Annotated in this window: 18 protein-coding genes; 6 read left to right on the top strand and 12 right to left on the bottom strand. The window is 57.8% G+C overall.

Going from position 1 to position 19186, the window contains the following annotated elements; all coding sequences use genetic code 11:
* Positions 1 to 337 precede the first annotated feature (337 nt).
* From KI609_RS19400 to KI609_RS19415, 4 genes are all read right to left on the bottom strand, one after another.
* The gene (locus KI609_RS19400) at positions 338 to 841 is read right to left on the bottom strand and encodes a hypothetical protein (RefSeq protein WP_226445177.1); all 504 of its coding nucleotides are present in this window, start codon (positions 839 to 841) and stop codon (positions 338 to 340) included.
* A gap of 18 nt (positions 842 to 859) precedes the next feature.
* The gene (locus KI609_RS19405) at positions 860 to 1180 is read right to left on the bottom strand and encodes a heavy-metal-associated domain-containing protein (protein WP_226445178.1); all 321 of its coding nucleotides are present in this window, start codon (positions 1178 to 1180) and stop codon (positions 860 to 862) included.
* Positions 1181 to 1587: 407 nt separating this feature from the next.
* Complete coding sequence (locus tag KI609_RS19410; protein WP_226450541.1) at positions 1588 to 2838, bottom strand: Y-family DNA polymerase; 1251 nt, start codon at positions 2836 to 2838, stop codon at positions 1588 to 1590.
* Positions 2839 to 3085: 247 nt separating this feature from the next.
* The gene (locus tag KI609_RS19415; protein ID WP_226445179.1) at positions 3086 to 3538 is read right to left on the bottom strand and encodes an HAD domain-containing protein; all 453 of its coding nucleotides are present in this window, start codon (positions 3536 to 3538) and stop codon (positions 3086 to 3088) included.
* A gap of 114 nt (positions 3539 to 3652) precedes the next feature.
* On the opposite strand from KI609_RS19415, the gene KI609_RS19420 reads away from it, so the two are divergent.
* A complete protein-coding gene (locus KI609_RS19420; protein WP_226445180.1) occupies positions 3653 to 3955 on the top strand; it encodes a helix-turn-helix domain-containing protein in 303 nt (100 codons plus the stop codon).
* On the opposite strand, the gene KI609_RS19425 is transcribed toward KI609_RS19420, so the two are convergent.
* On the bottom strand, positions 3952 to 4344 hold the full coding sequence (locus KI609_RS19425; RefSeq protein ID WP_226445181.1) for a hypothetical protein: 393 nt from the start codon (positions 4342 to 4344) through the stop codon (positions 3952 to 3954). The genes KI609_RS19420 and KI609_RS19425 overlap by 4 nt on opposite strands.
* Before the next feature lie 228 nt (positions 4345 to 4572).
* On the opposite strand from KI609_RS19425, the gene KI609_RS19430 reads away from it, so the two are divergent.
* Entirely contained in the window at positions 4573 to 5010 is a 438-nt protein-coding gene (locus tag KI609_RS19430; protein ID WP_226445182.1) for a helix-turn-helix domain-containing protein, read from the top strand.
* 274 nt (positions 5011 to 5284) lie between these two features.
* Here KI609_RS19430 and KI609_RS19435 read toward each other — a convergent pair whose 3' ends face one another.
* Both KI609_RS19435 and KI609_RS19440 read right to left on the bottom strand, forming a co-directional pair.
* Entirely contained in the window at positions 5285 to 6199 is a 915-nt protein-coding gene (locus tag KI609_RS19435; RefSeq protein ID WP_226445183.1) for a hypothetical protein, read from the bottom strand.
* A gap of 156 nt (positions 6200 to 6355) precedes the next feature.
* Positions 6356 to 7003 (bottom strand): hypothetical protein, encoded by a 648-nt coding sequence (locus KI609_RS19440; protein WP_226445184.1) that lies wholly within the window; start codon positions 7001 to 7003, stop codon positions 6356 to 6358.
* A 205-nt stretch (positions 7004 to 7208) separates the two neighbouring features.
* On the opposite strand from KI609_RS19440, the gene KI609_RS19445 reads away from it, so the two are divergent.
* Complete coding sequence (locus KI609_RS19445) at positions 7209 to 8291, top strand: IS110 family transposase (protein ID WP_226445185.1); 1083 nt, start codon at positions 7209 to 7211, stop codon at positions 8289 to 8291.
* A 318-nt stretch (positions 8292 to 8609) separates the two neighbouring features.
* Here the strand turns inward: KI609_RS19445 and KI609_RS19450 are convergent, their stop codons facing one another.
* Both KI609_RS19450 and KI609_RS19455 read right to left on the bottom strand, forming a co-directional pair.
* Positions 8610 to 8999: an SMI1/KNR4 family protein gene (locus KI609_RS19450; RefSeq protein ID WP_226445186.1), complete on the bottom strand. Its 390-nt coding sequence runs from the start codon at positions 8997 to 8999 to the stop codon at positions 8610 to 8612.
* Between the two features lie 173 nt (positions 9000 to 9172).
* The gene (locus KI609_RS19455) at positions 9173 to 9547 is read right to left on the bottom strand and encodes a hypothetical protein (protein ID WP_226445187.1); all 375 of its coding nucleotides are present in this window, start codon (positions 9545 to 9547) and stop codon (positions 9173 to 9175) included.
* 637 nt (positions 9548 to 10184) lie between these two features.
* On the opposite strand from KI609_RS19455, the gene KI609_RS19460 reads away from it, so the two are divergent.
* Together KI609_RS19460 and KI609_RS19465 are read left to right on the top strand one after the other, a co-directional pair.
* Positions 10185 to 10496 (top strand): hypothetical protein, encoded by a 312-nt coding sequence (locus KI609_RS19460; RefSeq protein WP_226445188.1) that lies wholly within the window; start codon positions 10185 to 10187, stop codon positions 10494 to 10496.
* Positions 10497 to 10531: 35 nt separating this feature from the next.
* Positions 10532 to 10876 carry an ArsR/SmtB family transcription factor gene (locus KI609_RS19465; protein ID WP_226445189.1) on the top strand — a complete coding sequence of 115 codons (345 nt, stop codon included), beginning with the start codon at positions 10532 to 10534 and terminating at the stop codon, positions 10874 to 10876.
* 632 nt (positions 10877 to 11508) lie between these two features.
* Here the strand turns inward: KI609_RS19465 and KI609_RS19470 are convergent.
* From KI609_RS19470 to glmS, 3 genes are all read right to left on the bottom strand, one after another.
* Positions 11509 to 13377, bottom strand: coding sequence for a UvrD-helicase domain-containing protein (locus tag KI609_RS19470; RefSeq protein WP_226445190.1), 1869 nt, complete (start codon positions 13375 to 13377; stop codon positions 11509 to 11511).
* Positions 13374 to 15722 carry an AAA family ATPase gene (locus KI609_RS19475; protein WP_226445191.1) on the bottom strand — a complete coding sequence of 783 codons (2349 nt, stop codon included), beginning with the start codon at positions 15720 to 15722 and terminating at the stop codon, positions 13374 to 13376. The genes KI609_RS19470 and KI609_RS19475 overlap by 4 nt, the downstream gene beginning before the upstream one ends.
* A gap of 757 nt (positions 15723 to 16479) precedes the next feature.
* Positions 16480 to 18429 carry a glutamine--fructose-6-phosphate transaminase (isomerizing) gene (gene glmS / locus KI609_RS19480; RefSeq protein ID WP_226445192.1) on the bottom strand — a complete coding sequence of 650 codons (1950 nt, stop codon included), beginning with the start codon at positions 18427 to 18429 and terminating at the stop codon, positions 16480 to 16482.
* A 137-nt stretch (positions 18430 to 18566) separates the two neighbouring features.
* Here glmS and KI609_RS19485 point away from each other — a divergent pair, with 137 nt between their 5' ends.
* The gene (locus KI609_RS19485) at positions 18567 to 19058 is read left to right on the top strand and encodes an Lrp/AsnC family transcriptional regulator (RefSeq protein WP_226445193.1); all 492 of its coding nucleotides are present in this window, start codon (positions 18567 to 18569) and stop codon (positions 19056 to 19058) included.
* The last annotated feature ends 128 nt before the right edge of the window (positions 19059 to 19186 follow it).

Below are 19186 nucleotides of genomic sequence, written 5' to 3' on the forward strand. Positions count from 1 at the left end.
GGGGACGCCAAGCAATGCAGCCTCAATCGAACTGGTCTCCATGGCCTGGGTGTAGCTCAAAGCGGCGCCACCCGGTCAGCGGTACCCCCTGTCGCTGTCGCTGAAAACCCGAAAAGAGCACCGTCGCAGATGTCAATGGCATCCAGTTGAGCTATCGATCAACCATGGATGCAAAAGAACCGAACACATGCCCATTCGTGAGATGCGTCGTGCTTGGGGGGCGGCAGTAACGGGCTCAGGGACAACGCGCCTTGCGCTGGTTGATTCAGGAAGGCAATCTACAAAAGAATCTCAATGAGATTTTGCGGCGAGCGCCCCTCAGGACGCTCGCGGGGGGCTATTTGGATGGCATGGCCGCCTGGCGATCCACCATCATTTGCATCATCTGTTCCATCATGGCCATGCGGCGCTCCATTTGAGCGTGCATACCCATCATGCCTCCCATGCCCGGGTTTCCAGAGGCTGCAGGTGCGGCAGGTTTGGCCTGTGCCCCTTGCTGCATCATCCCCATGCCCATGCCACCAGAACTACCCGCGCCCATCATGGCCATGCCGGATTGCATGAGCTTCATGTGCTCATCCATCAGCGCGGATCGTTCGGCGGGAGTCTTGGCCACCTGCATTTTTTTGTGCATTTCCTGCATCGCCTTCATCTGGCGATCAAAGGCGTCCGGTGTTGGCGCGGCAGTGGCTGCCGGGAGAGACTGGGTGGCAATGCCACCGCTCTGTGCATCACCGGGGTGGTGACCTGCGTGTTCGTCCGCAGGTTTTGGAGATTGCGCGATGGCACAGCCCGCCACGAAAAGGGTTGTCAACAGCCCAGCGACGATATTCAGACGCATGATGGTCTCCTTGTTGGTTCAACTGCAGCATGACGACGTACGGTTCGCAGCGCCTTGATTCACGTCAACAGAGGCTGTGGACCGAGACGCACAGCAGCCACCGGTTGTTCGGCTCGATGAAGTCCCCACCACGGCGTCTGCTTTGTATCCGGCACGCTCAAGTGCAGAGCGGACAAGCTCCACAGTGCCGTCTTCGGCTTGCCCATGAACGCGGACCTGCCGCGCGGCCACATCGATTTCTACTTCGACGCCCGCTGGCATTTGAGCCTGAGCGATTGCTCGACCAATGCGCTGAGCGCAACCGCCGCATGTCATATCAGGAACATTGAAATGGACCATGTGAGCCTCCTTTGGTTGATTCACTGTTTGACTATGAACCTTTCCACGATGAGAAGGTCAAGCTCATTCGCAAAGATCAACCGGGCATCAAGATCGAGAGCGGCACTCGCTCAGGCAGACAAGGCTATGCCGATTCGATCATGCTTTGCGAGCTGCATGCTGAGAGGCACTTAACGTCTTTCCGAGTTGACTGCGAAGCTCGCGAACCTGCTTGAACTGGCTTCAAGGCGCAACACGTGTCAGGAGCCAACGTATTGGTGTTCTCCATCTCCATCCAAAAAAATGGCCCACCGCTCCGAACGTCCGATGAGAGTTCGTCAGCGGACTTCCATGGTGGCTGGACGAGCGACCGCAATCGCTGCGAAAGCGCCTCTAACACCCGAAGCTCCGCCCTCACGCAATCACCATCATTGTCTGCCCTGTTCAGCAGTAGACGGCATCGGGGGCGAAGTGACATTCACATCCCCTACCTCCAGCATGTCGTCCCAACGAGTCGTGTAGGCTGGTGACCTGCGCTCCTGCCGCATAGCCCAGCTTGCACGCTCTCCCGTCGCCTCCACTCCCGCGCTGGCCAGCTTCACCGTCCCTCGCCCATAGCGCTGATTGAGCTCATCGAGCACCCCCATCAGCCGTTCACGTGCGCAGTCTTGCGCTTCCAGCGGTTCCAAGTCGAGCTCCCCCTGCCGCAGCTTTGCGCTGTGCAAATCCAGCAGCATGACTCCTGCCTTGATGAAAGCGTAGCCCGATCGGTAAATGCGGCGAAGCCCAGCCAATGCGGCATTGACTACGGGCACCGTATCGCTGGTGGCCCGCAGCAGCGGTACGGTGATGGACCGGGCGTACTGCGGCCCTTTGCGATAGGGGCTGGTGTGAATGAACACCAGCACATGGGCCGTGTGGCTGGCCTGCCTGCGCAGCTTCTGTGCTGCCATGCTGGCAAACGTGCTGACGGCCTGTTCCAACGCCTGGAGGTCTCTGATGGGTTGCCCAAACGACCGGGTGCAGGCGATTTCCTTCTTGGGTGGCGGCTGTTCCTCCAATCCGATACAGGGCATGCCTTGCAACTCTCGCACCGTGCGCTCCAGCACCACCGACCAGCGCCTGCGCACCATGGCCGGATCAAGGCGTGCCAGGTCCAGGACGGTCTCGGTGCCCGCGTCCTTCAGTTGGGCCGCGATCTTGCGCCCGACGCCCCAGACTTCTCCCACATCGGTCGAATCCAGCACCGCATCCAGATCTTTACGGGGCAATTGCGCGAGGTTGCACACCTGGGCCAGTTTTGCAGGGTAGGAGCCAGGTTTGCGTTCAGCCGTCTTGGCCACATGGTTCGCCAGCTTGGCGAGGGTCTTGGTATGGGCGATACCGACGCCGCAGGGAATACCTACCCACTGCAGCACCCGCGCACGGATGGCATGGGCTCGTTCCGTCATGTCACCCCGGATTCCGCTGAGGTCCACAAAGCTCTCGTCAATCGAATACACCTCATGGCGGTGCCCCAGCGCAGCCACCAGGCTGGCCATGCGGTCAGACATATCGCCATACAGCGCAAAGTTGGCCGAGAGGGCCACAAGACCGGCCTCCTTCTCCAAGTGCCGGATCTCATGCCAGGGATGGCCCATCCGCACACCCAGTTCCTTGGCCTCGTTCGATCGGGCAATGGCGCAGCCGTCGTTGTTTCTGAATGACTCTTACAGTTAGTAGGGCGTAAGTGATTGAATTTACGTACTAGAGGGTGCCCTAACAGTTTTTGGGTTGAACTCCCTTTCGGTTCAAAAAGCCGGTTAGGAGCCTGTGGTAGACCTCAGGCTATTGTCAGTTGAGCCCATGTCCGAAATCCAGTCGGGGCTGTTTCGTTGCTCCCACTTCTTGTCTGAGGATGTGTTACCAACTCTCCTCGCTTTTCTTTCACAAAAGGCTGAGAAGACGCGTTACCAGCAGACATGCTGTGGCCTCTGTGAGCCCATCACGACCATCGACCAACAACAACGACCTGCAAAACGGCTTGTAGAGCCAAGATCGGTCATCGACTGCAAGCCAATTGCAATGGGGCAAGTTGTTGGACCAAAGCCAAGCATGGCACTCTGCCTCCCGCTGATAGCTGACCAACGTGTTCGGAACGTTCTGCAGTTCGCTGTACCTAGGAGTGACACCTTGGATCATGTTAGCGATGTCCGGGGAGAACCTTTGCCGCAAGTCCGCCAAACTCTGTTCCAGCCGCCATGTGCTCGTGATCACTATTTTGGTTCCGGGCACCTGCCTCAACGAATCCTCCAGAACGGGCAGTCGGCAGAAGTGCTTCGATTCATGGCAATGCTCTGGGTGCAAGACCCCATCAAAATCCAGAAACAGTACGGGCATGTCGATGATTCAAATCCTGCTTTTCAACAGCCACTGAATTTCTGTTGAGGATTGAATATCAATGAGACTAGTTGGTCGTGGTCTTTTTGGTCTCGCTGGGCGGAAATCGGGGAGATGTCTTCCCGAAAGCGAGTTCCACCCCAAGCCGACTTTGGTCGAGCGCTGCGCCAGCTGCGCGCGGCACGCGGCTTGGTGCAGGAAGACATGCTGCTGGCCACAAGCCGCCGCCACATCAGCCGCATCGAGCAGGGTCACCAGATTCCCAGCGTCCGCACCATAGAGGTCTTGGCTGAGCAGATGCAGATCCATCCTTTGACACTGGTTGCGGTAGCCTATTGCCCGGAGTTGGATGCGGCCTCGATAAGTGAGCTGCTCAAGACACTCAAAACTGACTTCAAAGGCCTCGTTGCCGATTAGGCGTGGCATGCTGATTCTGCTTCCTCTTTGGCATGCTGAACCAGCATTTGAAGTCCCTGTATCAGACCTGTGCCAATTGGAGTTGGATCTTGGCGCTGCAGCATGCGGTTGACGATCTCGCGGTCAACGGCGGTGTTGAGCAAACAAAGTGCCTCCTGCAGAGTTTCCAGACCGACTTCAAAGCCATCGCCCGATGGGTTGGCACCGGCTTTGGTAAGCAGCAATAAAGTCAGCGGCAGTGCGGCGCTCGCAGGTTCGTGGCCACCACCTTTCCAGCCAGCGCCGGAAAGAAGGTCTCTGATTTGGTCTGACATGAGCAACAGGTGGTTGTCCTGGAGTGCGTCGGGCAAGATGGCCTCCCAGCCCTGTGACGAGATCAGGCCCATCATGTCCTGTGGTCCAAATTTTCCGAGAGTCGCTTTTTCCAAACGTAGCATCGTTCATCATTCAAGTTAATATGAGACCAGTTGGTCCCGTGTAAGGCCGTCACGCACGAAGATAACGGAGTGGGAATGCCATTTCCGTGCTTCGGATGCGCACGCCTCTGAATGGAAACAATCCGGTTGCCTCGATACCGTCAGAGAGGCAACCATCCTGTTGTCTTGGTCATTTGCCCCTTGAAAAACCGCCTGGATCTCTCCCGCTTGGCTGAACTCGACCGCCAGTTTTGCGATTTCGCGAAGCTGCAGCCCACTGCTACACCTAGGTGCGGCTGGACGAAGACGGTACGACTAGCGCTGGGTATGAGCTCCCAAGCGCTGGGAGCGCGTTTGGGCGTGACAGCCCAGGGGGCGCGGAAGCTGGAGCAGGCCGAGGCGAGTGGGAACATTACGTTGAACACACTTGCGCGCCTGGCCGATGGACTGGATTGCGAAGTTCGCTACGTGTTTGTTCCGCGAACCAGTTTGGTGGAGCAGGTGCTCAGGCGAACCCATGAAGTTGCCGGGTTTCCGATGTCGCCGGTGCTTGCTGCGACCGACCTTTTGACGGAGGCACAAAAGCTGCAGGCCCTGTCCGCCATCTTTGCTGATGTGAATAAGCGAGGCCTCTGGTGAGGCATTTATTTAGCCTCATGAGGGGCATTGACATGGACACGCATAAACCATGTCTGAATCGCCCCGGTTGCGCATTCCGGCGATGGTGACCGGTCAGTCCGGCACCATGAGCACCCGCAGCAGGTAACCTCAGCCAGAGACCGCTAGCGGCCAGGAGCAGTCGGTCGCCGCTGGCGAAAGCGAACTCTCAACGTTCAAGGTGACCGGCGCTGCGCGGCCTCATCGCGCAGCGTCCAGAGAGCGAAGCGAACGGGGTCGACCGCCGGGTTGGGCGTCATGGTTGTTGGTCAATTGCTACGAGCCAGCGTAATGCGGCAGCAACGGAGGAAAGGACATAGACGGCCACGGAGAGTGACGGTGCAATTGGTTGCTGACTTCCTTGACCATGGCGGTAATTGTGTAAGCCATCAACGGCAAGAGCTAAACCATCAAAAAGCTTTTCGACGACTACAGTCTCTGTTGCGTCTTGCGCTTTAGCCACGGCCATTGGCTTGAGCTTATTCTCGACCATCCATTTATTGAGGTTCTTGCTTTGTGTGTCCATGAGACGGCCAAGAATTTCGAGAGCCTCAAACGCGGCGCGCACCGATGCTTTGGTATCGGCTGGCTGCGCATCAAGGTAGCTGTGGGCTTGCTCGAACGCTACTCGGACTGCGCCGTATCGGGCAGAGGTTAGGCACGATAGCGCCGTCACCCTATTTCTCTCGAACTCTTCATCAACAAAGAAGTGAACCCCGCATTTTTCATCGAGCGTATAGGCCATGTTTTCCTCGCGCATCGCGCGAGCAACAAACGCGTGCCAAGCATCGGCACTTGGATACGTGTAGGCGAATGGACTAGCCGAGTTGCGAGTGGTGCTCACCTGCGAATACTTCCGAAGGAAGCGCCAAATCAGGGTCACCGCGCTCAGAACAAGCTCGATCTTGGTACTTGAGAAGAAGTCAGTGAACTTGTAGTAAACGCTCTTGTACGCGTCTGAATAGAAAGTTTCGACTACGAGGCCCGACTCCTGACGAAGATAGGCCGCGAGATTAGCGTAATCCTTGTAATGATTGGATTGCAGGAACGCGTCTAGCCTGCGGCGGAAGAATGGATTGTCTTGTAGTGGTGCGCCTCGCTCGACGTACTGTCGTGCGAAGAGTTCGCCTACCGCTATTGCTGCCGATGCGTTTTGCTGTGTGTCGTTCATCTGGATGACGTTGCTATAGAGAGTGCGCCAATGACGCCCAACGTCGGAGTTGACCGGCGACCGGCGGAAAGGACCGGAGCGAAGCGAAGGACCGCCGCCGGGCGTCCGCGTCGAACGACCTGTTAGACCGCACCACCCGCACCTCCACGGTTTCTTTCACTTAAAGAGCTGGACAATTTCTTTCCAGTTTCCCAAGACGACTGAGATTGCTGTCGATGCAACGATACTGATGACGGCCCAGCGAACGGTGGCCTCTACACCTGACCTCCCTTCAAGCTGGACAGGCCGGATGATGTTCTTGTACACATCCTCGTATTTATCAGCCACTGCGGAAACGCCGTTAAGGTATTTCTCTATTTCACCAATTTGTCGAAGAAGAGGTCTCAGAAGCTCGTTCTCCTCCGCAGACTTTCGAGCAGCACCGAGCTTCTCTCCTGCGCCGTGGATTTCTGACTTTAGGCGATCGGGGTCGAAGGTCAGTATCTCGTTGATGCGGCGCCTCAGACTTTCCAGATCGTCTTCAATCTCTTTGAGAAGGCCGGCAAGATGACCTGCGGTCTGCTTCGTGCAGCCGACCATGATGATTGGTGCGAAGCCGTCCTCGCCAATCTCTTCATAGTAGACGATGCCTGCCTCGCTAAGCTCGTAGAGATGTTGGCTAAGGACATTTCCGTTCGAGTACAACGCGCTAATTTCTTCGAAGAACTCGTCGCGTAGCTTGTCGATGGAGCCTTTCTCGTCCGCATATCGAATGAAGGACGCGAGGAGCCGCGCGGTCCTTGTCTTACTGATCTCTGTTTTCATTTCTTATGCACACGCTGACCTCATCAAACTATGGTGGTCCTACGAGGATGTGGCCCGTGCGGTCTAACACCTGAGTTAAGCCGTGCCGCGAAGCGGCATCGGCTTGAATGATGGGATGGACTCCCCCGTTTGTTTGCGCGAGAGTTGCGCACTGGTCTTCATTGGCGTGGGGATCAGGTCTTCGTCCAAACGAAAGGAGTCCGACATGAATGCTACTACCGTGGCCGTGGATCTGGCCAAATCCGTTTTCCAAATCGCCGTGGCCGATGAGCGTTGGCACATCGTTGAAACCCAGCGTCTCACACGCACCCAGTTCGAGCGCTGGTTTGCCAACCGTTCTGTCTCGCTGGTTGTCATGGAGGCCTGCGGCTCAGCCCACCACTGGGCACGCTGGCTCAATGGCCTTGGCATCGAGGTCCGCTTGCTGCCTGCCCAGTACGTGCGCGCCTACGTGCGGCGCAACAAGACCGATGCCACCGACGCCGCCGCTTTGCTCGAAGCTGCCCGCGCGTCTGACATGCGCCCTGTGCGTGTGAAGTCCGTTGAGCAACAAGCCTTGCAAGGTCTGCACCGCGTGCGCTCGCTCTGGATGGGTACGCGCACATCACGCATCAATGCGCTGCGCGGCCTCCTACGCGAGTTCGGCATAGCGATTCCCGTGGGCGCGCGCACTGGGCTGGAGGCAATCAGCCGGGTGTTGGCCGATCCCGGCTCTGGCGTGCCTGAATTGATCCGAGGCACGGCCCGCTTGCTGGTCCAAGAGGTGCGTTTGCTGGAGGCGCGCATTGCCCAACTCGAGCGTGAGCTTGCGGCCCTGGCCCGCTTGAGCCCGGCGTGCACCACGCTGCTGTCCATTCCTGGCATTGGTTTGCTCACGGCCACCGCCCTGGTGGCGGCCACCTCGGGCGATGTGACGCATTTCAAAGATGCACGCCACTTTGCCAGCTGGTTTGGGCTCACGCCACGCGAACACTCCTCGGGCAACTCGCGTTTCCTGGGCTCGATCTCCAAACGCGGGGACCGCTATTTGCGCATGCTGCTCACGCACGGTGCCAGGAGCGTGTTACGTGCAGCCAAGGTGGCTGATAGCGCCGGGCGCGAGGTATGCGGCGTGCGCCGCTGGGCATTGGAGGTGCAAAACCGCTCAAACCACAACAAGGCGGCCTGTGCACTGGCCAACAAGCTCGCTCGGATCTGCTACGCCACGCTCAGGGACAAGACAGCGTTTGGTGAGTCCGAGCGGCTCAGCAGAAAGATCAACCTAGAGAGCTTTGTGATGCCGCTCTGACCAGTTCACCAACAGCCCAAAGCAGTCACCCAAAAACCCGTTTACGTTTCACCCACGCCGCTTGCGACGAGATTGATTGACCCACATGGCCAACCGGGTACACCCCAGACCGTCTGACGCCGATAACTCTTCCGGCAGCTTGCCTGCCGTTTGCAACGATTGGCGCGCCGGTCCCGCAGATTCCATGCTGGCACGGACCACAACAGAGTCCACCTCAGATGCCGGATATACGACTGCAGGCGATTCCCCAACAGCCAAAACATCAATCAGTTTCTTGCCCTTGTGGGGGAGTCCATATACGAACTGTTAGACCGCACCCTATGCATATGAAACCTCTACTGGGACCGGTAGTTCACCTGCCTCATGCTGCCAAAGATAGACCGTTGGCCCGAGGACCGCTGGATTGTCGGTGGTTGGAAGAAGGACAAGTAAGTCACCAGAGCCGTCGGCGGCTATAGCAACTGCAGAGGGCGGGAAGCCAGGCCAGTCCCTAGCGCTCTCAGTCTCACCCGGAATGTTGGTGGACGATCTGGCGATGTGTTTCCGGTCGGTCGTGTCGAAGACCGAGAACAGCCCCCAGTAGTCATCAGCAGCTTCGATGGTTCCGCCGTTCTCAGTGAGGAGGCGTGCTCGGAGCCAAATTGGGAGCGAAACTCCCAACTTCGCTTCAGCTTCCTCTATGAATCTCTCAGTAGTTGGAAAGGCCATACGCGGTCTAACGTTCGAGCTAAGCGGGCGCCAGCGGCAGGACGCCAGGCCCGGGCTGGCGAAAATGTACCGCGTACCGCCAGACCGGGCCTGGTGGCCTGACGTTGGCGCTCCGCTTGAGCGAGGGGTTAGGCCGCACTCCGCACGGTACGCGTTGCGACACCATTGATTCGCTACTCGAACACACGTGAGTAGACCAGGCCCTGATAGGTGTCATGCAGAAGCTCGCTATCCAGAGCGTTCAGTTGCGTGCTGACGCCATGTTCGACAGAGAGCAGCTGAAACTGATGTTCTGGGTTCTCTTGGATGGTTCGCACTCCATCGAGTGTGCAGAGCAACCCGAACAACGCTCCGTGAACCGAGAGTTCGATGACCGACTTCAGGTTCTCCTTGTCTGGGGCACTGAGGCCGGCATACCAGGTTGCCGCATGCACGAGCTTCCGTGGGGGCTTCCTTCCTGAAGGCCTCTCGAGCTGGCTTACGGTGTCTTCGATAGCGGCTGCGTGAACGTGCTCGACGAGCGCGGATACGAATTGATTGGAGTTCATTGCTTCGAGGACCGAATGCTTGTTGAGTGCGGCCTAACGTAATTTAGACCGCAAAACCTGCGGGATAAACTGAACCTTGCGGGATATTCTGGGCACTGATTTCTCCTGTAAGCGGCTTGCAGCCTGGGTGTGCAAGCGCTGAACTGTTCAAAAAAACAGGTATAAAAATTCCGGCAAACCCCGCAAGTTTTATTTGGCCAGACTATAGCTTGCTAACTTGCAGCGGCAGGGCTCTTTACAGTCACGCTTTGGGCTGCAAGCAATTGGGGTACGAATCAATGACCGCTTTTTGGGAATGGTGTCCATAGTCGGCTCAGGGCCCTTTGCCGCCAGTGGACACCATTCCCGAAAGCTGTCATCGGGGCTCAATCCGGCTTGCCCACAGCCCAGAAGAGCCGATAACCTCGTCAAACCGCACCAAGCCATCGCTCTATCCCATCCCGCAACCTCGTGTGACTCCGTGGGCGCGTGGATAGCGGATGCCAATCAGCGCTTGACAACCACAACACTAGAGATATAGTTTTGAAATGTTCGGCGCTGCAAATTTACCGCCTGGGGATCACTCCGTTCGGCGGTTCAAGGATTCCGCCTCGGCCACAAGTGCGTTTTGGTCCTACTGTTCAAGGAGGAATGGATGATGGATGACTACATCAAGAAATGCGTCGGTTGCTGGCGCGTTGCCCCGGGATCTTCGGTTTCGCTGCAGCCGGATCTTTGCGGCGTGGTGGGTGTCGGCGCTGGATCTCTCTCGGCTTGCGGAAGGACGTTACGGGTGGGCGATTCGCTGCGCCTGTGGCGCGGCGAACAGGTGCAATTACAAAACTTGGATGTCGAAGCACCCGCCGAGTTCAGCTGGACCTACTGCGCGACGCAGCCGAGCTGGCTGGCGTCGACGCGTGCTGCGATAGCCCGGGCGATGATGTCGTGGGGATTCAATGCGGGGAAATGACGCCACCAGCAATCTAGTGTCGGAGTGCAACTGAGATGAATGCTGCAGTACCTGAACCGACGCTGGTCGACGAAGATGCGGCGTTGATGCTGGCAGCCCTCGGTAGCATGCCGAGGCTTGCCATCTTCCGATCGTTGCTTCGGTCGGGTGCACGTGGTCTCAATGTCACCGAGCTTCAAGAAGCCACCCAGATGCCGGGTTCGACGCTGAAGCATCACGTTTCGGCGCTGGTCGATGCCGGCCTGCTGCAGCAGGAGCGCCGAGCGCGCGAAGTCTATTCGATGGCCCGTTTCCCTGAAGTCCGCCGCCTTAGCGCCTTCTTGCTGCGCGAATGCTGCGCCGACGAAGGCAGGGCTGCGTTGCAAACCACCTGCAATTGAGCCTAGGCTTCAGGCCATGCGACTGGTTACGCCTGGAAGACGTCAACCCTACCATCGCACCCGACAGCAGCGCAATCAAGAAGCCGGTTGTCTTGGTATAGGGCACTGAGCCAGGCCAGACGCATCCCACCCCAGGGTTGAATGGACACCGTTGAAGGACCGAAAACCTAGTAAGTTGGAATTCCGCAAGTTGCGCTTGCGATTCCCTTCGCTTTCGGCCCCGTCCACCTATCACGTCAAACATTGAGCGTCCGCTTTCATTTGTCGCCACAGACCGCTCTTGGCCGGGACCGGCTCCCCAGCAGATCTGCCGTTAGCCGACCATGACCGGTCGAATCTTTCCACCGAAGGTCAGCTTACGGTCTCGCCAAGCAAGACCCGGTACCGGCCATGAGCAGTCATCGACAGGCCTTCCTTAAACGTCTGGTCAAGGCTCCGCTCGACTATTGGTAATTGAACAGTTGCCCGGCCAACCCTGCCGATCGAAGTCGACATCTGTGATGGACGCTAGGCCTTGAGAGAGGTTTCTCGACCTTGCCGGGCAGTGCGGTGGCGTCGGATGTCATAGGCCAGTTTCTGCCCTCGCTTCCGCGCCAAGCCAGGTAGCGATCGCGTTCAAAACAAACTATCTGTCAGTCGGGAACTCCGCCAACGACCTCATCGGCGTTGAACCATTCTTCCTGAAGCACGAAGCTTTGGACTCGGTCTGGGGCCGAAGAATATGCAACGAGTGCGAGGCTTTCCTTTGCACGGCTCGCCGTCACATAAAACAGCCGCTTGGTGCTTTCAACGGTTTTCTCACCCGCTGCTTTGCCCCCGAACAGGTCTTCGTACTTGAATAAAAAACCTCTTGCCTCTGCGTCATCCATGATGACCATGACACGATCAAACTCAAGCCCTTTCACGCCTTGATGCGTGTCGAAATGCGCGTCCCCCGAGAGGTACTCCATCATTGGACCGATCTGAGAGAACGGCGCATTCAGAAAGGACTGAATGGCAAGCGCCCGTTCGGTCTGCCGGTCCTCGCGCTCATCCTCATCGGAAGCTACGGCTTCAGCACTTTCCTCTGACGCGCTGGCTTGAAGGGATTCAGGAATTTCGAGGAGATTGTGTTTTGCGACGCAGCGCAGAACCTGAAGCAAGGTCGGATTGGCCCCGTCTTTCCAAAGCCCCATCAACACGTCAATTGAAGCATTCACCTGCTTCAGATGTTCCTGGGTGTCTTTGGCCGCGCGCAAGACCTCTTGCGTGAGGCGCGGGGAGTAGGCTTTAGCGATACGCGCAACAGCAAACCGATCATTGTTCTGCTTGGCATTCACGAGCGAAAGCACTTGGTCAGAGAAGAACCGCGATGCAGGCAGCGTCCCGTCGAGGAAGCTGGTACGCCAACCCTCCACGTCATAGAGCGGAGAGAAAGCATCAAGGAAGCCCAAGCGTGATGCTGCCATCCGATGCTCAAGTGTCAGGGTCTTGATCGTCTTGGGTTCATTCCACTTTTCATCGCCCGTCGTCCTCGACATATAGGCTGCGATTTTCTGTTCGGCGGCGGGCTTGTTTGCGAGGTCACTTGGCAGGATGAAGAGACGAACGACGCCATCAACTGCGGCGGCGATGGGCTGCTGGTGTTGCTGGTCTGTTGAGCTACGGACCTTGTTGATCAGGGCAATGACCCGTTTGGGGCAACGGTAATTGAGCTGCTTTCCGGGGGTCGCCCAATCCGGGGGAAGTCCCTGCCCCAGCCCTTCTTTCCCGTCGTTATAGATGCGCTGCATCATGTCTCCGAGAAGGCCAAGAATGAACTTCCCTTTGAGCTTGGCTTGAACCGCAAACAACGCATCGATCAGATGCTTGTTGGTGTCCTGACTCTCGTCGATGAGCAGGATGGGGTAGCGGCCCGTGAGGATGCTTTGCATAGCAGGCTTGGTGTGGAGGAAATGCGCCGTCAGTTGCAAGACTTCAGAATGATTCAAAGCATCGCGCCCGCGATTGTCCCCGGTCGGGCTGTACGTGAATGACTTGACGTTTGGCAGGTTCTGGAGGCGCTTCGTTTTGGACTCAATTTTTCTGAGGCGATCCGTCGATGCCTTCGTGCCCTTTCGACCCTTGGTCTCATCCACGTTCAGCTTCGCGATGTCTTCTGCCAGGTCAACGCGCAGCCATTCACGGATATCGTGGTTGAGGCCTTCGATCAAAGACCAGGCAAAGCTATGAATTGTGCGAACGTCGATCAGCGGATCAAACAGCAGCCGCCTCTTGATTTCGTCACTGGCTGCATTCGTGAAAGTGATGACCCCCACGCGCTGTCCTTTGACCCGGAGACGCTCGCTCAGAGTCGTCTGCACATGCTGTAGCGCAGTCACAAGGGAGCGCGTCTTTCCAGAACCAGCACCAGCAAAAAGGAAGAAGCTCTTCGGGGTATCCAGATTCAAGCAAGCCGCGATCTCTTCATCAACATGAGCATCAGCGATATCCGTGCTCGCAACGGCTGTCTGGCGACTCATGCGGCGGCCTTCGTAGTCTCGGCGGCGCTTTCCAAAACTTCCGCCGGTTCAAGGGCCTTGCCTGAGATGCCATCTTCTTTGCGCTTAAGCTGTGCAGCGAGCCAAAGCAATCCGCTGTCAATGTAGGCCGGTACTTTCATCGTGTCGATCTCGTCGCTGTCGAGAAGATCCATGGTGAATTCAGCCTTGCCGCCTTTCGCCAAGTCAGTAAGCATTCGGGGAGCGAGATCGCCGAGATCAGTCGCTGCATCAAGACTTTTACGAATCCTTCCCATCAGGCCCGTCCCCTCCATCTTCTGGAACAAGTCGAGGTTTTCATAGACCAAGGCGTCTTCAAACGTATTGGCAAGCGCCTCTTTGTGTTCCTTGGATTTGAACTTGGCTGAGATAGGCTGCTGGTAGGCGACGCGAATGCCGTAGCCGCTTGGATCGTTAAGGACGATCTCTTCGGGTTTCTTGTCGAGCAGCGTGTCCAGATCCTCGACCGCAGGAACCCAGGTCTTGAGCGTCTCATTGCGGGCCTTGAGGTTTGAGTCACGCACCGGGGGAACCGACACTCCAGCAGCATCCTTCGCGTCAAGGTCTGTGATGATCAACGTGTTCAACCCAAGATGCTCAAGCAAGGACTTCAGCCTGTGCGCATGACTTCCGCCGATCTCAAGCCAGGTGATGTAGCAGCGACGCAGATACTCGTACTGGTCACGCTTGCGAACGAAGTGGGGGACAAGAATGCGCTCGGCAGGCCCTTCGACCAGCACAGCGCCATCAGCAAAGAACAGATCACAGTGCGTCGCCTTCAGGTATCGCTTGACGAAGCGGCCTGTCTCTTCCCCGCTTCCGAAGGTCTCGGATAGGTTGACAACACATGACACCGGCACGGAGCCGCCCACCGCCTTGACAGGAAGGCGACGGAAGTACCGCAGGGAAGCGAAGTCGGCTTCGTGTGCGAGATGGCTTGAGTGTGTACTGATGACAAGCTGTGTGCGGAGGTCCTTCGCATCCTTGAGTTTGTCGTGCTTGCGCAAAACGTCATAGGCTTGCTTGATGAAGACTTGTTGGACTTGTGCATGCAGATGCGCCTCCGGCTCTTCAATCAGGACAAGATGAAGCGGTGGACGAAGGGCTTCTTCGGGGTCGGTTGACTTGGAAGCCTTGCCAACCTTCATCCACTTGTCGCGGAAGCTCATCAGCGCAAAGACAATTGAGACCAGATTTTGATACCCAAGGCCGTTTGAGTCTTCAGGGAGGCGGTGCGCAAAACCTTCTCCCTCCTTGAGGTGCGTGGGGACTTCATATTGAACCGCCGATGCATGGTTCAAACCGTCGATGGGCTTGATGCTTGTGGTGATCGTAAGTTTCGGGTCGGTGACGCCGGGATAGCCGATGTCCTCAAGTTCTTTCAAAGCCGTTGAAAAGCAGGTTGCCAAACGTTCGCCAAATGCGGCCTGAGCGCTATGGAGTGCCTGCAAAGCCTCCAGATCTTTTGGCTCGGGCTGATCGAAGGGGTCAAGATGTTGGGTGTAGTAGTTGCGAAGCTGGCTGGACAGCTTCTTGCCACCCCGCGAGTTCCCGTCCTCCTGTGAATCGTCCCCTCGATTTGAAGCTTTAACAAATCCAAATCCGCGTTGTGCGCTGATTTCATCAATGCGAATGATCTTCTTGAACGGGTCTCCTTCGATTGGCTCACTGCCAACCGGAAGGGCCTGAGGAGTGGCAATACCGTTCTTTGGCGTCACGAGCTTTTCGGGGTCAAGGAGATAGGCTCGAACCTCAAAGGATGAACGCAGCCGAAGTGACAGAAAGTCCATCATCGACTTCGGCCACAGCGCGAACCCTTCCACGAGCGGGATCGCTGCTGCCGTGGTGCCCTCTGCCGATGCCGGCACAGTGCCCATGACAGAAGCAGCGGAGAGCTTGACCGCCAGGTACTCTTGCTTCAGGGCTTGGACATCCTTGGGTTCGTAGCGCAGTCGAACGCCGATATGCGCCCCCGCCCAATCGAGGGTGGGAAGAATCTTCTGAACATAGTGAAGATCCTCTGTCGGAACATTCAGCCAGACATCGAGGTGCGGCAGAACTTCATCCCAATTGAACTCTGCTTCTTCCTCTCCGGGAGTGGACATCTCCCAGGCGATGGCCATCGCATCAAGCTTGGCCCAATGGAACAAGGTGAAGTCATTGATGGAAAAATCAGTTCGGTCAACAAGGAAGTGGCGAAGCGCAACCATGGCCGACGTTTTTCCGCTGTTGTTCGCGCCCACGAAAACTGTCGTTTGCTCGGCGAAGTCCACCCGTACGGCTTGAAGCTTTCGAAAGTTGCCGATCTCTACATGTTGAATGTGCATGGTGTCTCCCTGTATGTGCCAACTCGACAGGACCTTGGGTCAGCAGGGTTGCCGTCACAAAATTTTGCCGCAGAGTGTTAGATGTAACGAGATATTAAGACACGATCTTTGCCTTCGCTCTACGCCTAAATCACGGCAAGATTTGCCGACACCGTGATTGCAACCAAGGTCAGCGTTGCTCAGCGGTCTTTCGCCGTGAGCAGTCGTACTTCCGCTTTGGGTCGGTACCGCCATTTGCAATTTGTGAAAGCTGCCGCTGACCGGCACGCCTCATTGGATCCTGGCAGTCAGAGGCACAAGTTTCGACGAAGGTCAGATCCTGGAGGTGCAGCAGTCACTCAGTTTGCGACAACTGAATGACCGGTGCTGACGGCAGCGGTCGTCGGCATGCCAAAACTCAGCGGCAGCTGCCAGCCTGAAGCAGCCCATCCAACTCCCCATAGCTTTGCGAGCTGACAATAAAAAAGCGCCTCAACTGAGGCGCTTGGAACCCATCGGTGCAGGTGCGCTGCACCATTACAGGCTCTATTTACAGGTTACAGAGTTTATTTTTACGATCAACCCATCAGTACTGGTGCGCGGCACCCTTGGGGCTTTATCTACAGGCTGCAGAGCTATCTTTACGACCCACAGTGCATGAGTCAAATTTGTAGAAAATTCCCACAATCGAAAAATAATTGTTGAAATCTAATTTTTATACATGAAAAAGTCCATAACTTTAGTCAATTAAGGAAAGAGCCGCCCTGGAAATCAACACTCACTCCACCGTCACACTTTTCGCCAGGTTGCGGGGCTTGTCCACATCCGTCCCCCGCGCGCATGCCGTGTGATACGCCAGCAGCTGCAGCGGCACCACGTGCAGCAGTGGGCTTAAGGGGCCGTAGTGTTCAGGCATGCGGATGACGTGAATGCCTTCGCTGCTGTCGATGCGCGTATCGGCATCGGCCAGCACATAGAGCACACCGGCGCGCGCGCGCACTTCCTGCATGTTGCTCTTGAGTTTTTCCAGTAACGCATCGTTGGGCGCTACGGTGACCACCGGCATGGCGCTGGTCACCAGGGCCAGGGGGCCGTGCTTGAGTTCACCGGCGGGATAGGCCTCGGCGTGGATGTAGCTGATTTCCTTGAGCTTGAGCGCGCCTTCGAGCGCTATGGGGTAGTGCATGCCCCGGCCCAGGAACAGGGCGTTTTCCATGCGGGCAAAGTCTTCAGCCCAACTGATGATCTGCGGCTCCAGCGCCAGCACGGCCTGCAAAGCCACGGGCAGGTGGCGCATGGCTTTGAGGTGGGCGGCTTCCTGGTCTTCGCTGAGGCGGCCTTTGGACTGGGCGAGCGCCAGGGTCAGCAAAAACAGCCCGGCCAACTGGGTGGTGAAGGCCTTGGTGCTGGCCACGCCGATCTCGACCCCGGCACGCGTGATGTAGGCGAGCTTGCATTCGCGCACCATGGCGCTGGTGGCCACGTTGCAGATGGTGAGCGTGTGTTGCATGCCCAACGACTGCGCATGGCGCAGCGCAGCCAGGGTGTCGGCGGTTTCGCCCGACTGGCTGATGGTGACGACAAGGGTGCGCGGGTCGGGCACGCTGGTGCGGTAGCGGTATTCGCTGGCCACCTCCACCTGCGTGGGGATGCCGGCGATTTCTTCGAGCCAGTATTTGGCGGTGCAGCCGCTGTAGTAGCTGGTGCCGCAGGCCAAGATGAGCACGCGGTCGATCTCTTTGAACACGCGCCAGGCCGCTGCACCGGGCTCGCCATGCTGGCCCACGCCATCAAACAGCTCGGGCACGATGCCCTCGACGCCTTCCAGCGTGTCGCCGATGGCGCGGGGCTGCTCGAAGATCTCTTTTTGCATGTAGTGGCGGTAGGGCCCCAGCTCGGCCGCGCCGCTGTGGGCGCGCACGGTGCGCACGGGGCGCTGGAGGGGTGTAAGTGCTGCGCCGTCCTTGCCCACGATCCAGTAGCGACCCAGTTGCAGGTCCACCAGATCGCCTTCTTCGAGGTAAACGATCTGATCCGTCACCCCGGCCAGAGCCATGGCGTCGCTGGCCAGAAAGTGCTCGACGGACGGTGACGCCTCTGCGGCAGCGCCTTGGCCCTGCCCCACGCCCAGAATGAGCGGCGAGCCTGCGCGCGCGCCCACCACGCGGTGGGGCTCGTCCTTGTGGATAACGGCAATCGCATAGGCGCCTTGCAGCTCGGCCACGGTGGCCCGCACGGCATCGAACAGGTCGCCGTTGTAGTGGCTGTCCACCAGGTGAGCAATGACCTCGGTGTCGGTCTGGCTGACAAACACGTAGCCTCGCGCCTGCAGCGTTTTGCGCAGCTCTTCGTGGTTCTCGATGATGCCGTTGTGCACCAGCGCCACACGGCCCGCAGCGGTGGCGGCGTCTGCACCGGCGCCGTGGCTGAAATGGGGGTGAGCGTTGTGCAGCGCTGGTGCGCCATGGGTGGCCCAGCGGGTGTGGGCGATGCCCGTGGCGCCGTCGATGTGTTCGGTGTGCACCTGTTCCAGCAGTTCGGCCACGCGGGCGGTGCTGCGGGCGCGCTGCAAGCCGCCCTGCGGTGTGCCGTGGCGCGTGGCGTCCAGGCTGGCAGCATGCACGGCCACTCCGCAGGAGTCATAGCCCCGGTATTCAAGCCGCTGCAGGCCCTGGACGAGGATGGGAACGATGTTGCGCGTGGAGACCGCGCCGACGATGCCGCACATGGTGATGCCTTTGATGGGAAGCGATGGTGCGATGGTAGGCACGCTGCTAATTAATTTTTAATCAATATTTCATAGTTTTTGAATTTAAATTTCAACACAACCATTTGATGAAATTTATATCCATTTATCATAGAAAAATGGAATCCATATCACTCGATGCGATTGACGTGCAGTTGCTCAATCTTCTGCAAACAGACGCGGCACAGAGCAACCAGTCGCTGGCCGAACAGGCACATGTGTCGCCGCCCACCTGCCTGCGCCGCGTCAAGCGCCTGCTGGATGCAGGGCTGATCGAGCGGCAAGTAGCCATCCTGCAGCCCGACCGGCTGGCCGCCGTGCAGGGCCATGGGCTGGCGTGCATTGTCGAGGTGTCGCTTGACCGCCAGGGCGCAGAGCAGCTCGACGCGTTTGAAGCCCGCGCCGTGGCAGATGCCGACGTGCAGCAGTGCTGGCGCGTCTCCCCGGGGCCAGACTTCGTGCTGGTGGTGCACACACGCGACATGCCCGGGTATCTCGCACTGTCTCAGCGCCTGTTCACGAGCGATGCCAATGTACGCAACGTCAAGACATTCTTTGCGACACGCCGCGCAAAATTTGATACAAAAGTGCCTGTAGCGCTTGATACATAGGCGCAAGCAGCTATTGTTTTTGACAAAACAGGGCAAAAGGGCGTGCCCTTGGCGGGCGCGCACAAGGTGCGATTGCCCTGTCGCTGGGCACTGGCATTGGCAACGGCGCTGGCATACAGTGGGTGGCA

The organism is Acidovorax radicis, assembly GCF_020510705.1.
In the GTDB taxonomy this organism is placed as follows: domain Bacteria; phylum Pseudomonadota; class Gammaproteobacteria; order Burkholderiales; family Burkholderiaceae_C; genus Acidovorax; species Acidovorax radicis_A.